Genomic DNA, 15,178 nt, shown 5'->3' with positions numbered 1-15,178 from the left:
TGCTCCTTAGTACAGTGAGTGCTTATTGTTTTCGATAAAGTCTTTATCAATGCGCCCGAACATCTTGTAGTAACACCAACTGGTGTACAGCAGGATGATAGGAACAAAGATTATCGCAACAACGGTCATCACTTTCAGCGTCAACAGGCTAGAGGTGGCATCCCACATTGTCAGACTGACATTTGGTACCGTGCTTGATGGCATAACGAACGGGAACATAGTTACCCCGGTAGTCAGAATCACACAGGCAATAGTCAGTGATGAGAACAGGAAGGCCCAAGCCCCTTTTTCAAAGCGCGACAGCAAAATGGTGAACAGTGGCAGAATAACCCCAAGAGCAGGTAGCGCCCACAGGCTTGGGTACTTATTGAAGTTAATCAACCATGCACCCGCCTGATGTGCAACTTCTTTGCGCATCGGGTTAGATTCAGCCGCCGTATCCAAAGCTGAGGTTATAACGAAGCCATCAATACCTTTAACTAACCAGATACCGGCCAACAGGAAGGCCACACTCATCACCAACGCAGAGATCTGAGCCGCAGTACGGGAGCGCAGATGCAACTCACCACGGGTACGCATTTGCAGGTAAGTAGCACCTTGCGTTACCAGCATGGTCAAGCTGACAACACCCGCCAGTAGCCCAAACGGATTCAGCAACTGGAAGAAGTTACCGGTGTAGAACAGGCGCATGTAGCTATCCATGTGGAACGGTACCCCTTGCAGCAAGTTACCGAATGCCACACCGAAGACTACCGCTGGCACGAAGCTACCAGCAAAAATGCCCCAGTCCCACATATTGCGCCAACGGTTATCTTCCACCTTAGAACGGTAATCAAAACCGACCGGACGGAAGAATAACGCAGCCAATACCAGAATCATCGCAATATAGAAGCCGGAGAATGCGGCTGCATACACCATTGGCCAGGCAGCAAACAGCGCCCCACCCGCAGTGATCAACCAAACCTGATTACCATCCCAGTGAGGGGCAATCGAGTTAATCATAATACGACGTTCTGTATCATTCTTACCGATGATACGCAGCAGGATACCGACACCCATATCGAAACCATCGGTTACTGCGAACCCAATCAGCAGCACACCGATCAGCAGCCACCAGATAAATCGTAATACTTCATAATCAAACATAAGTGGACTCCTGTTTACCGTGCTTCCTGCACTGGGGCAGTCGGCTGTTCAAAATGATAGCGGCCCGTTTTCAGGCTACTTGGCCCAAGGCGCGCGAATTTGAACATCAGGTACATTTCTGCCACCAGGAACAGCGTGTACAGACCACAGATCAACCCCATGGAGAATAGAATATCCCCAGCGGTGACTGACGAGTTTGCAATTGCTGTCGGCAGCACTTCACCGATAGCCCATGGCTGACGACCATATTCCGCCACAAACCAACCTGCTTCTACTGCAATCCACGGCAACGGAATACCAAACAATGCTGCGCGCAGTAACCATTTTTTCTCACCAATCCGGCCACGAACTACGTTATAGAAGGACAGACCGATAATCAGCAACATCAGGAAGCCACAGGCAACCATGATGCGGAAAGCGAAATACAGTGGCAGAACACGTGGGATTGAGTCTTTAGCCGCCAACTGAATTTGTTCTTCAGTCGCATCGGTAACGTTTTGGGTATAACGCTTCAGTAACAGACCGTAGCCCAGATCTTGTTTCGCCTTACTAAAGGCTTCACGCACCTCAGGGTCAGTGTTACCCGAACGTAATTTTTCTAGCAGACTGTAAGCATGAATACCATTACGGATACGGACTTCATGCTGAGACATCAAATCACGCAAGCCGATAACCGGTGTATCCAATGAACGGGTCGCTATTATCCCCAAGGCAAATGGAATCTGAACCGCAAATCGGTTTTCCATGGTTTCTTGATTCGGGATAGCAAACAGCGTAAAGGCTGCCGGAGGCGGTTGGGTTTCCCATTCAGCTTCAATTGCAGCCAATTTGGTTTTCTGCACATCGCCCATTTCGTAACCAGATTCATCACCCAGCACGATAACCGACAATACGGCAGCCAAGCCAAAGCTCGCCGCAATGGCAAAGGAACGCTTGGCAAACGGAATATCACGGCCTTTCAACAGATAGTAAGAACTGATACCCAGCACAAACATCGCGCCAGTCACATACCCTGCCGCTACAGTGTGAACGAATTTCACCTGTGCAACCGGGTTGAGAACCAGTTCAGAGAAGCTCAGCATTTCCATACGCATAGTTTCAAAGTTGAAATCAGATGCAATCGGGTTTTGCATCCAACCGTTGGCAACCAAGATCCACAACGCAGAGAAGTTAGAGCCTAATGCAACCAGCCAGGTTACAGCCAAATGCTGATGTTTACTCAGGCGATCCCATCCGAAGAAGAACAGACCGACGAAAGTAGACTCCAGGAAGAACGCCATCAAACCTTCAATTGCCAGAGGGGCACCGAAGATATCACCGACGTAATGTGAGAAATATGACCAGTTAGTCCCGAACTGGAACTCCATAGTCAAACCAGTAGCAACCCCCAGAGCAAAGTTAATAGCAAATAACTTGCCCCAGAATTTGGTCATATCTTTATAGATTTGTTTACCAGACAGCACATAAACCGATTCCATAATTGCCAACATAAACGCCATACCCAGCGTTAGTGGGACAAATAAGAAATGGTACATTGCCGTTAAGGCAAACTGTAACCGTGACAGTTCGACAATATCAAACATCTTGACTCCTTGCTCCTCGCAGGAAGACTCCGACTTGCGGCAACCGAGCCTCCGCTAACTAAATTGGAAGCCCTGAAATTACCCCGCAGTGAATGCCCAAAAAAACACAACAAAAATAACAATATCAACTACCCAGTATTACACCGCGGTAATAGTACGCTTCTAATCCCACACAATAAATAGGATTTTACGTGACCCAGCGTTGAGTTCTGGATACAGGTCAACAAACAGGCCATTTGCCCATCCCGCCGTAGTTTGATCTAGAACAATTTAAGCTCATATGAACATTATTGCTATATTCAAAACTTGATTTAGAACAATTAATTCTTTTTCATGTTAATTAAAAGTTTGATTGTTTTTATATAACCCCAATCTGTTAATGAAATGTAATTTTATGGTTTCTCTAATGCTTTATTACTGCGTTATTATGCGATCCAGATTAACGTTTAAATTTATTACACTCAGAGAGAGTTAAATCACAATTCCGAGTTTTATATAAATATATTAGTCTAACTTGAGGGAAGCGTTCGCAAGTGTTGCCATTTTGTTGCATGATGAAATGCTATTTCTTGATAAAATATTGAATCCTCTACAATGAAAAAAATAGCGCTCACCACATTACTCTGTGTCAGTACCACTTCCATCGCCGCGCAACAAGTTGATATCACTATTTTAGGCACCTCTGATTTACATGGTACTTTTGTGCCGTGGGACTATGCCAGTGACAGTGAAAACTTAGCCGGTAGCCTGAGCCAGATAGCCACGAAAGTGCAAAAAATACGGGCTGAACAGCCGAATGTGATTCTGGTCGATGCCGGTGATACCCTTCAGGGCAACTTTGTTGAAACCTTTAAAAATGAGCCGATCAGCCCGATGATTCTCGGCTTCAATGCCTTAAAATATGATGCCTGGGTGATGGGCAACCACGAATTTGATTTTGGCCTGAAAGCCCTTTCCACTTCACTAAAACAATTTGATGGCACGGCACTGGCGGGGAATATCTTCTGGGATTCAGGTAAACCTTACCTCCCCTCTTATAAAATCATCGAACGTCAGGGGGTGAAAATCGGCATTATTGGCATGGATACCCCAATGACTGCGGAGTTTGCACAAGGCACCGACCGTATCAATGGCATTCATTTCACCGATCCAGTACAAGAAGTGAAAAAGGTTATTCAGCAAATCCAGCCACAAGTAGATGCCATCGTGCTGGTTGCCCATATGGGAGTCGATAATGAGAATCAGCGCCCTGGCACCGGGGTTGGCGATATCGCCAAGGCCAATCCAGAGCTGGCAGCCATTGTCGCAGGTCATATGCATGTGAAGATTGATAAAGCAGTGGTTAACGGTGTCATTATCACTGAACCGGATAAGTATGGCCGCGCGCTCTCCCGCATTGATCTGAAATTTGAGCAGCGTGAGGGTAAATATCATCTGGTGGATAAAGACAGCTATACCTACCCGATCAAGGGAGTCGAGTCTGATAAAAAGCTGGAAGCGATTTACCAGCCTTATCATGATATTTTGCGCGCCAATGCTAATCGGGTGATTGCAACCTTGAGCGGCAGTAATCTGGTACCGGCCGATGAGATTAAAGGTATTCCTCAGGTTCATATTCAGGATACCGGTATCAGCGCGTTGTATCAGGAGGCGGCACATTATTATGCTCCTCAGGCGCAGGTTATTGCCTTACAGATTGATAACGACCATCCTAAACTGGATGTCGGTGATATCACCGCTAAAGACATTGCATTTAACTATCAATATGCCGGCGGTGAAATCACCGTTTATGCTCTGACCGGTAAAGCGTTAAAACAGTACATGGAGTGGTCGGCTGATTACTTTAATCAGGTTAAAGCGGGTGATGTCACCTACAGTTTTAATCCACAACGTCGCGCTTCAAAATATTCGACCAATGACTTCTTCGATGGTGTGACCTACACCATCGATTTGCGTAAACCAGCAGGTTCGCGCATCACCGACCTACGCCTCAATGACGGCACGCCTGTTACCGATAGCACTCCTATTCATCTGGGAATGAACAGTTACCGGATGGGGCATTTGACGCAAAAAGGTGGCGCATTGGAAGGACAGAAATTCCAAGTGTTATCAGACAGTAAAGCACAATACGGTGAGGAAGACGGCACAATACGTAATCTGACCATTCGCTATTTGACTGATATTAAGGCCGGGAAGTATGAGGGTAAAGTTCAGCAGCGCTGGCATTTAATCGGGTTGGAAGGTTTTGACAAACAGCAGAAGATTGTCAAACAGTTGATTAATAGTGGCAAAATTGCAGTACCAGCAACAGCAGATGGTCGCTACACCAATATTGCGTCAATTAACGTCAAAGATAAGTTGTTTAAGGATAGAGCCAGTTATGATGCTGCATTGGCTACGTTGCAGCAACAAACTACCAGTGCCAGCACTGAGCAGGCTAAGCAACAAGCGCAAACAGATATTATCTTAATCACCGCCCTGAATACGTTCTGATTAGCCACAAAAAAGGCCACCGCAAGGTGGCCTCTATCTTGAGTTAGTTATCAAACTAACATCGTGTCTAATGGCTTACTGCGGTAACACAGCTTTAACGGCATTGCCGATTTCAGCCAGGCTACGGACTGTTTTCACACCGGCAGCTTCCAGCGCCGCGAACTTATCATCCGCAGTTCCTTTACCACCCGCAATGATGGCGCCTGCGTGGCCCATACGCTTACCTTTTGGTGCAGTTACACCGGCGATGTAACCCACAACAGGTTTGGTCACGTGATCTTTAATATAAGCAGCGGCTTCTTCTTCAGCGTTACCACCAATTTCACCGATCATCACAATAACTTCAGTCTGCGGGTCTTCCTGGAACAACTTCAGAATATCAATGAAGTTAGAACCTGGGATCGGGTCGCCACCGATGCCAACACAAGTGGACTGACCGAAACCGATATCCGTGGTTTGTTTTACCGCTTCATAGGTCAAAGTACCGGAACGAGAAACAATACCCACTTTGCCCGGTAAATGAATGTGGCCCGGCATGATGCCAATCTTACATTCACCTGGGGTGATAACACCTGGGCAGTTCGGACCGATCATCCGTGCATCAGACTGTTCTAATCTGACTTTTACTACCAGCATATCCAGTGTTGGGATGCCTTCAGTAATACAGATGATCAGTTTGATACCGGCATCAATAGCTTCCAGAATGGAGTCTTTACAGAACGGCGCTGGCACGTAGATAACAGATGCCGTAGCACCGGTAGTTTCTACTGCTTCACGTACGGTATTGAATACTGGCAGGCCCAGATGCTGGGTGCCGCCTTTACCTGGCGTTACGCCGCCAACCATTTTTGTACCATAGGCAATAGCTTGTTCGGAGTGGAAAGTCCCTTGGCTACCGGTAAAACCCTGGCAAATAACTTTGGTGTTTTTATCAATTAAAATAGACATTATTTAGCCCCCACTGCCGCTACAACTTGCTGAGCCGCATCTGTCAGGCTGGTCGCAGCAATGATATTCAAACCGCTGTCTGCCAATTTTTTGGCACCCAGTTCAGCGTTATTTCCTTCCAGACGAACCACCACTGGCACGTTTACGCCCACTTCTTCAACCGCACCAATGATGCCGTCAGCGATCAGGTCACAGCGCACAATGCCGCCGAAAATGTTAACCAGAACCGCTTTCACTTTGTCATCAGACAGAATGATTTTGAATGCTTCAGTCACACGCTCTTTGGTTGCACCACCGCCAACATCGAGGAAGTTAGCCGGTTCACCACCGTGAAGTTTCACGATGTCCATGGTTCCCATTGCCAAACCGGCACCGTTAACCATGCAACCAATGTTGCCATCCAACGCCACGTAGTTCAGTTCCCACTGCGCCGCATCAGCTTCACGTTTATCTTCCTGCGACTTATCACGCATTTCACGCAGTTCTGGTTGACGGAACAAGGCGTTACCATCAGCACCCAGCTTGCCATCCAGACAGATCAGATCGCCCTGTTTGGTAATCACCAGCGGGTTGATCTCAACCATCGCCAAGTCACGTTCCAAGAACAATGTTGCCAGGCCCATAAAGATCTTGGTGAACTGAGTGACTTGCTTACCGGTCAGGCCCAGTTTAAAGGCTAACTCGCGGCCCTGATAAGGCTGCGGCCCCGTCAACGGATCCAATGCGATTTTGTGGATCAGTTCAGGCGTTTCTTCGGCAACTTTCTCAATTTCAACACCGCCTTCAGTGGATGCCATAAACACCACGCGACGGGAGCTACGGTCAATAACCGCGCCCAGATACAGCTCTTTATCGATATCAGTCGCAGCTTCAACCAGAATTTGGTGAACCGGCTGACCGTGGGCATCTGTCTGGTAGGTCACCAAGTTTTTACCCAACCACTGTTCAGCGAAAGCACGAATATCTTCTTTGCTGTTAACCAGTTTCACGCCGCCCGCTTTACCGCGACCACCCGCATGCACCTGACATTTAACCACCCACGGGCCAGCACCGATTTTAGATGCGGCTTCTTCTGCTTCACGCGGTGTAGTACAAGCGTAGCCAGTTGGCGCTGGCATGCCATACCGAGCAAACAGTTGTTTTGCCTGATATTCGTGTAAATTCATGATGTTCTATCCATATAAGGTCTGAGATGGGCCGAAGCCTACTAGGTAGCCTGATTGCACGGAGGCAGGTTAATCAACACCTTGCAATCAGACTGACCTTGTCATTTATCTTTTTTATACGTCGAGCAGTAAGCGAGCTGGATCTTCCAGCATCTCTTTCACCGTCACCAGATAACCCACGGACTCGCGGCCATCAATCAAACGGTGATCGTAGGACAGTGCCAAATACATCATTGGCAGAATCACTACCTGACCATTTACCGCCATTGGCCGGTCTTTGATAGCATGCATACCAAGGATCGCGCTTTGTGGTGGGTTAATGATCGGAGTCGACATCAGGGAGCCGAATACGCCGCCATTGGTAATAGTGAAATTACCGCCAGTCAGCTCTTCTACTTTCAGTTTGCCGTCACGGCCTTTTACAGCCAGTTCTTTGATTTTCTTCTCGATATCAGCCATACCCAGGGTATCTACATCACGCAACACTGGCGTCACCAGACCGCGCGGGGTAGAAACCGCAATACTGACATCAAAGTAGTTGTGATAGACCACATCTTCGCCATCAATAGAAGCATTCACTTCAGGATAACGTTTCAAAGCTTCAACTACCGCTTTGATATAGAAGGACATAAAGCCAAGACGAACACCGTGGCGCTTCTCGAAAGCTTCACCGTACTGCTTACGCAGGTCCATGATCGGCTTCATATTGATTTCGTTAAACGTGGTCAGCATTGCTGTACTGTTTTTCGCTTCCAACAAACGCTCAGCAACACGTTTACGCAAGCGGGTCATAGGTACGCGTTTTTCGCTACGGCTAGCCAGTGCCGCAGGTGCGGCGGCGGCTACTTTGGTCTCAGCCACTGCCGGTGCCGTTTTACGGTTTGCCAAATGACTATCGACATCTTCACGGGTAATACGGCCACCCACGCCGCTGCCTTTAATGGCAGTAGCATCAAGGTCATGTTCTGCAATCAGACGGCGAATTGCCGGGCTGAGAGTATCGTTACTCTCTTCTTCCAGGCTAGCGGTCTGGCGCTGCGCCGGAGTGGACTCAGTGCTTTGACTTTTTTCTTCCGTCGGCTTACCTGAACTGTCACTTGGACGAATACGGCCCAGTACCTGACGTGAGGTCACAGTCGCGCCTTCGTCTTCCAAAATGGCGTCTAAAATACCGTCCTGACTGGCCGGAACTTCCAGAATCACTTTGTCCGTTTCAATCTCAACCAGCACTTCATCGCGTTTAACGCTGTCGCCCGGTTTCTTGTGCCAAGTTGCTACAGAGCCATCAGCGACAGACTCAGGGAGGTCAGGAACATTAATATCTACGCTACTCATTCTCTATCCTTTATATGTTAACCGGCTCGCTACTCGACGGTAAGCGCGTCATTAACCAGAGCTTGTTGTTGTTTCTGGTGTACGGAAATGTATCCAACTGCCGGTGAAGCTGATGCCGGGCGACCGGCATAACGCAAGGAAGCACCAAATGGAATCACTTCGCGGAAGTTGTGCTGGCTACAATACCAGGCACCCTGGTTCAGCGGCTCTTCCTGGCACCAGACGAAATCATGCACATGAGCGAACTGTTCCAACACCGCTTGTACAGCATGATGCGGGAACGGATAAAGCTGCTCAATACGCACGATAGCAACATCGGTTTGCCCATTCTTACGGCGTTGTTCCAGCAGGTCGTAATACACTTTGCCTGAACACATAACGACACGTTTGACGCCTTTCGCATCCAGCTCGTCAACTTCACCAATCGCTGGTAAGAAGCTGCCATTTGCCAATTCATCAAGCGATGATATGGCCAACGGATGACGCAACAATGACTTAGGTGACATTACCACCAGCGGGCGACGCATACCACGTAATGCCTGACGACGGATCATGTGGTAAACCTGCGCCGGCGTAGAGGGGATACACACCTGCATATTTTGTTCGGCACAAAGTTGCAGATAACGCTCCAGTCGTGCGGAGGAGTGCTCTGGACCCTGCCCTTCATAACCATGTGGCAGCAACATCACCAGGCCACACATCCGGCCCCATTTCTGCTCACCGGAGCTGATGAACTGGTCGATAACCACTTGCGCACCGTTGGCAAAGTCACCAAACTGCGCTTCCCAGATAGTCAGGGTGCGTGGTTCTGCGGTGGCATAGCCATATTCAAATGCTAACACCGCTTCTTCTGACAGCACGGAGTCCCAAACCTGGAAGTCACCCTGCCCACTGTGTACGTTCGCCAGCGGCACATAAACCGAGCCATTTTTCTGGTTATGGATCACCGCATGACGATGGAAGAAGGTACCGCGACCCGCGTCTTCACCGGACAAACGAATCGGAATCCCTTCATCTACCAGCGTTGCGTAAGCCAGTGTTTCAGCCCCACCCCAGTCAAACGGCTTCTCACCACTTGCCATCAAAGCACGATCGCCATAAATCTTGGCAACACGGGATTGCATTTCAATGGCTTCCGGCGCATGGCTGATGCGACGCGCCAGATCTTGCAGGCGTTTCATCTCAACTTTGCTTGGATATTCTTCGTCCCACTCATGGTTCAGATACGGCGACCAGGTGAAGGATTGCAGATTCATCGGACGCCACTCTTCCACCACACAGTCACCACCATCCAGCGCATCACGATACAGGTTGACCATTTCCGTGGCATCTTCCAGGCTGGCGATATTTTGCTCGGTCAGCTTGTCAGCATAAATCTTGCGCGGCGTCGGGTGTTTTTTGATCTTCTGATACATCACGGGCTGCGTTGCACTTGGCTCATCGGCTTCGTTATGCCCATGGCGGCGATAGCAAACCAGATCGATCATCACGTCACGTTTAAAGGTGTTACGGAAATCCAACGCCAGACGGGTAACAAACGCCACAGCTTCAGGATCATCAGCATTCACGTGGAAAATCGGAGCCTGTACCATTTTGGCGATATCGGTACAGTACTGGGTAGAACGCGCATCCAGTGGGTTCGAGGTAGTGAAACCAATCTGGTTGTTGATAACAATGCGCACCGTCCCGCCCACTTCATAGCCACGTGCCTGTGACATATTCAGTGTTTCTTGCACCACGCCCTGGCCAGTAATCGCCGCATCACCATGAATAGTGATTGGCAGAACCATATTGCTGCGTGCTTCATCCAGACGATCACGGCGTGCACGTACCGAACCGATAACCACCGGGCTGACAATTTCCAGATGGGATGGGTTAAAGGCCAGTGCCAGGTGAACCAGGCCACCTTCAGTTTCCACATCGGATGAGAAGCCTTGGTGATATTTAACGTCACCGGTCCCCAGATGCTCTTTATGCTTACCGGCAAATTCGTCAAACAAATCTTCCGGCTTCTTACCCAAAACGTTGATCAATACGTTGAGGCGGCCACGGTGAGCCATCCCCAGAACCACTTCACGGGTACCATTTTTCCCCGCATGGCGAATCATCTCTTTCAGCATGGTGACCAGCGAATCGCCGCCCTCCAGCGAGAAACGCTTCGCGCCCGGGAATTTAGCCCCTAAATAACGTTCCAGACCTTCAGCGGCAGTCAATTCGCTCAGGAAGCGACGTTTTTCTTCATCACTGAATGTCGGTTTCCCAACCACCGACTCAATACGCTGCTGAAGCCAGCGTTTTTCTTCGGTGTTGGTAATGTGCATGTATTCAGCGCCGATAGAGCCGCAATAGGTCTGTTTCAGTGCTGCATACAGGTCAGACAACTTCATGGTTTCTTTGCCAATAGCAAAAGAACCCACATTGAAGGTGTTTTGGAAATCGGCTTCGGTCAGGTGGTGGTAGGAAGGTTCAAGGTCTGGAACAGACTCCTGCTTCCACAAACCGAGTGGATCAAGGTTGGCATGTTGATGACCACGGAAGCGGAAGGCGTTGATTAACTGCAACACCTTAACTTGCTTGGCATCATTTTCAGGATCGCTGATGGATGAGTTATAACGAGAGGAATCCTTCGCCAAGCGACGGAAATACTCACGTGTTTGAGAGTGGAACTGATCAGGTTTTACACCCGTTGTTGGTAGCTGTTGAAAAATTGAACGCCAACTATCATCAACGGAACCAGGATCGGTTAAAAAGTCTTCATAGAGCTGCTCTATGTAGGACTGGTTCGCGCCCGCCAGATAGGAGGAATCCAGCCAGGCCTTCATTGCGCCGTTCTGCATCATGATCCCTTAAGCTTTGAAGCTTCAGTTTTCGCCGTGGTTAACATATACACCGTAGTATCAACGGTTTGCCGTAAAAACGGTTCACTCGACATGCTCAATGCACGTTCTGTTATGGACCTTAACGGTCCCGTTCAAGGAACCTCTAAAAACTGACTGCATGCCGGCTTTTAGAGATTCCCTACCTTGAAGCAACCCGGGAAATACATTCCCCGGGTTAATAAACTCACATCATGCACTACGTTGCAACTATCATTCGCTACCCTGTAGCTATACATGCGCTACGCTGTAACTATCATGCGCTACGCTGTAACAACATAGACTTAATGTGACCAATTGCTTTGGTCGGGTTAAGGCCTTTAGGACAAACACTGACACAATTCATGATGCTATGGCAGCGGAAAACACTAAAAGCGTCGTCCAGGTCATCCAACCGTGCTGCTGTTTCGGTATCACGGCTGTCAATCAGGAAGCGATAAGCAGCCAGTAACCCTGCCGGGCCGACAAACTTATCTGGATTCCACCAGAATGACGGACAAGATGTCGAGCAACAGGCGCACAGGATGCATTCATACAAACCATCCAGTTTTTCGCGCTGTTCCGGGGATTGCAAATGCTCACGTGCCGGCGGATTTTTGCCATCATTCAACAGGTAAGGTTTAATTTTCTCGTACTGAGTATAAAACTGCCCCATATCGACCACTAAATCCCGCACCACCGGTAACCCCGGCAATGGGCGAATCACAATCTTTTTATTACCCTTTTGCAATGCCGAGACTGGCGTAATACAAGCCAGACCGTTTTTGCCATTCATATTCAAACCGTCTGAACCACACACACCTTCACGGCATGAACGGCGAAACGACAGGGTAGGATCTTTTTCTTTCAACTGGATGAGCGCATCCAGCAACATCATATCCCGGCCTTCTTCCGCTTCCAGCTCATAATCCTGCATGTGCGGCGCGTTATCGATGTCCGGGTTATAACGATAAATTGAGAACTCAAGTTTCATGACCTTTTCCTCCGCAACGGGTTAGGTTTAACCCTATCAACACAACACATGCATTAATAAGAACGCACTTTCGGCGGGAATGCCGCGCGTAGCTTAGGCTGCATGTTTACCTCACGGCGGGTCATGCTCTCAGTGTCTGGCAAATAGAGCGAATGGCACAGCCAGTTAGCATCATCACGGTCCGGGAAGTCGAAGCGGCTATGAGCACCACGACTTTCGGTACGGAAGTTTGCTGATACGGCGGTGGAAAACGCAGTTTCCATCAGGTTATCCAATTCCAGACATTCAATACGCTGGGTATTGAACTCGCTGGAAGTGTCATCCAGACGGGCATTTTGCAGACGTTCGCGGATAGTTCTTAACTCTTCCAATCCTTTCGCCATCGCATCACCTTCGCGGAATACCGAGAAGTTATGCTGCATGCAAGATTGCAGTGCTTTGCGGATCTCAACGGGATCTTCACCTGAACGGGTGTTGTTCCAACGGTTCATTCGTTCCAGTGAGGCTTCAATATCTGATTCGCTGGCATCGCGGCTAGCACCCTGCTCCAGTAATGACTCTTGCAGATGCATACCGGCAGCACGACCAAACACCACCAGGTCCAGCAATGAGTTGCCCCCCAGGCGGTTGGCACCGTGGACGGAAACACAGGCGATTTCACCGACCGCAAACAAACCAGGGATGACAACATCTTCACCCTTTTCATTTACTGTAATTGCCTGGCCGGTCACTTTGGTCGGAATACCGCCCATCATGTAATGACAGGTTGGAATAACCGGAATAGGCTCTTTGATTGGGTCAACATGAGCAAAGGTGCGAGATAACTCAAGGATGCCCGGCAGGCGGGATTCCAGCACATCTTTACCCAAGTGATCTAATTTCAGTTTGGCATGTGGGCCCCAAGGACCATCACAGCCACGACCTTCACGGATTTCAATCATAATGGAACGTGCAACCACGTCACGACCCGCCAAATCTTTGGCGTTCGGGGCATAACGTTCCATAAAGCGTTCACCGTGCTTATTCAGCAGATAGCCACCTTCACCACGGCAACCCTCGGTAACCAGCACCCCCGCCCCAGCGATACCCGTCGGGTGGAACTGCCACATTTCCATATCCTGCACCGGTACACCGGCACGCAGTGCCATCCCCACGCCGTCACCGGTATTAATGTGCGCATTGGTGGTTGATTGATAGATACGACCCGCACCACCGGTGGCCAGCACCGTGGCCCGCGCTTTGAAATAGACCACTTCACCGGTTTCAATACAGATAGCAGTACAGCCAACGAAGGCGCCATCCTGATTTTTCACCAGATCCAGTGCATACCACTCAGAGAAGATAGTGGTGTGGTTTTTCAGGTTTTGCTGATAAAGGGTGTGTAATAGCGCATGGCCGGTACGGTCTGCGGCTGCCGCAGTTCGCGCCGCCTGCTCACCACCAAAGTTGCGCGATTGCCCACCAAATGGCCGCTGATAAATGCTGCCATCTTCTAAACGGGAGAAAGGTAACCCCATATGTTCCAGTTCGAGTACCGCTTCTGGACCGGTTTTACACATATATTCAATGGCATCCTGGTCACCGATATAATCGGAACCTTTTACCGTGTCATACATATGCCATTCCCAGTTATCTTCATGGGTATTACCCAGCGCCACGGTAATACCGCCCTGCGCAGATACCGTATGGGAACGGGTAGGGAAAACTTTAGATATCAGGGCACAAGACAGCCCCATTTGTGAAATTTGCAGTGCGGCGCGCATACCTGCACCACCTGCACCGACGACGACAGCGTCAAACTCTCTGACCGGCAGTTTCATTTAAGCACCCCACACCACAATTGTTCCATACAATAGATAGACCAGCAGCGTAACCACAACGGCCAGTTGTAACACCAGTCGTACCGCTAGCGGCTTTATATAGTCCGTTAATACCTGCCACAGACCAATCCAAGCGTGAGCCAGAATCGACAGCAAGGTCAGCAGGGTAAATACTTTTGTGATGTGCGAGGCAAAAAAGCCGCGCCAGATTTCATAGGTGATGTCCGGGACAATAACGACGAAGCCCAGGATATAAAGAATATAAAGAGTGATGACGATTGCAGAAGCACGCAGTAACAGCCAGTCGTGTACTCCATTACGCCCTAACGCAGAAGCATTGCTTACCATACGAGGACTCCAGCTAAAACTGACAGCACCAAGGTTAACACCATTGTTACTTGTGCGGAGCGGGTCCCCGCAGCCAAGCTCTCTTCGATGTAGCCAAAATCCATAAGCAAGTGACGGATGCCACCGCAAACGTGATAGGCCAGCGCAGTAAGTATTCCCCAGAAGATGAATTTAACAATAAAACTATTCATGACAGCCGCTGCTTGCATGAATCCCTCTTGCGAGGAAACAGACAAACCTAACAGCCAAAGGAGGATACCAACGGCAACGAAAGTAATTACGCCAGAGACTCGGTGTAAAATGGACGCTATCGCAGTAACGGGAAATCGAATCGTTTGCAGATCCAAGTTGACAGGTCTTTGTTTTTTCACGGTTTTGCCCACACAGCTCTTATTATTTTCCTTCCTCCGGGCCTTGTTGGGATCAGACAGCGTTAAGAGCCGAAACCCTTCACATCGCACATTTAAACATAACATCCTGCATGCCTAAA

At 49.1% G+C, this 15,178-nt stretch carries 11 protein-coding genes; 1 reads left to right on the top strand and 10 read right to left on the bottom strand.

Translation table 11 applies throughout. The features are described from left to right. Window positions 1–6 precede the first annotated feature (6 nt). Window positions 7–1,146, bottom strand: coding sequence for a cytochrome d ubiquinol oxidase subunit II (gene cydB / locus ACWJJO_RS07175; protein ID WP_481090859.1), 1,140 nt, complete (start codon window positions 1,144–1,146; stop codon window positions 7–9). A 14-nt stretch (window positions 1,147–1,160) separates the two neighbouring features. Then, window positions 1,161–2,729, bottom strand: a complete 1,569-nt coding sequence (cydA, locus tag ACWJJO_RS07170) for a cytochrome ubiquinol oxidase subunit I (RefSeq protein WP_083159591.1) — start codon at window positions 2,727–2,729, stop codon at window positions 1,161–1,163. A 594-nt stretch (window positions 2,730–3,323) separates the two neighbouring features. Here cydA and ACWJJO_RS07165 point away from each other — a divergent pair. After that, window positions 3,324–5,222, top strand: a complete 1,899-nt coding sequence (locus ACWJJO_RS07165) for a bifunctional metallophosphatase/5'-nucleotidase (RefSeq protein ID WP_083159593.1) — start codon at window positions 3,324–3,326, stop codon at window positions 5,220–5,222. 75 nt (window positions 5,223–5,297) lie between these two features. On the opposite strand, the gene sucD is transcribed toward ACWJJO_RS07165, so the two are convergent. From sucD to sdhC, 8 genes are all read right to left on the bottom strand, one after another. After that, a complete protein-coding gene (gene sucD, locus ACWJJO_RS07160; RefSeq protein WP_083159595.1) occupies window positions 5,298–6,170 on the bottom strand; it encodes a succinate--CoA ligase subunit alpha in 873 nt (290 codons plus the stop codon). Continuing rightward, a complete protein-coding gene (gene sucC, locus ACWJJO_RS07155; protein ID WP_005188956.1) occupies window positions 6,170–7,336 on the bottom strand; it encodes an ADP-forming succinate--CoA ligase subunit beta in 1,167 nt (388 codons plus the stop codon). Before sucC ends, sucD begins: the two co-directional genes overlap by 1 nt. A gap of 114 nt (window positions 7,337–7,450) precedes the next feature. After that, entirely contained in the window at window positions 7,451–8,671 is a 1,221-nt protein-coding gene (gene odhB, locus ACWJJO_RS07150; protein WP_083159597.1) for a 2-oxoglutarate dehydrogenase complex dihydrolipoyllysine-residue succinyltransferase, read from the bottom strand. Window positions 8,672–8,700: 29 nt separating this feature from the next. Continuing rightward, window positions 8,701–11,508 carry a 2-oxoglutarate dehydrogenase E1 component gene (gene sucA, locus ACWJJO_RS07145; protein ID WP_083159599.1) on the bottom strand — a complete coding sequence of 936 codons (2,808 nt, stop codon included), beginning with the start codon at window positions 11,506–11,508 and terminating at the stop codon, window positions 8,701–8,703. Between the two features lie 295 nt (window positions 11,509–11,803). Beyond that, window positions 11,804–12,520 carry a succinate dehydrogenase iron-sulfur subunit gene (locus tag ACWJJO_RS07140; RefSeq protein ID WP_083159601.1) on the bottom strand — a complete coding sequence of 239 codons (717 nt, stop codon included), beginning with the start codon at window positions 12,518–12,520 and terminating at the stop codon, window positions 11,804–11,806. Window positions 12,521–12,573: 53 nt separating this feature from the next. Continuing rightward, window positions 12,574–14,340 carry a succinate dehydrogenase flavoprotein subunit gene (gene sdhA, locus ACWJJO_RS07135; protein ID WP_083159603.1) on the bottom strand — a complete coding sequence of 589 codons (1,767 nt, stop codon included), beginning with the start codon at window positions 14,338–14,340 and terminating at the stop codon, window positions 12,574–12,576. Beyond that, window positions 14,341–14,688 carry a succinate dehydrogenase membrane anchor subunit gene (sdhD, locus tag ACWJJO_RS07130; protein WP_050098880.1) on the bottom strand — a complete coding sequence of 116 codons (348 nt, stop codon included), beginning with the start codon at window positions 14,686–14,688 and terminating at the stop codon, window positions 14,341–14,343. Continuing rightward, the gene (gene sdhC / locus ACWJJO_RS07125) at window positions 14,682–15,071 is read right to left on the bottom strand and encodes a succinate dehydrogenase cytochrome b556 subunit (RefSeq protein ID WP_083163805.1); all 390 of its coding nucleotides are present in this window, start codon (window positions 15,069–15,071) and stop codon (window positions 14,682–14,684) included. Before sdhC ends, sdhD begins: the two co-directional genes overlap by 7 nt. Window positions 15,072–15,178 lie beyond the last annotated feature (107 nt).

The organism is Yersinia antarctica (genome assembly GCF_056636475.1).
Note: the sequence above shows the minus strand (reverse complement) of the source record. Positions and strands in the feature narration are given on the sequence as shown.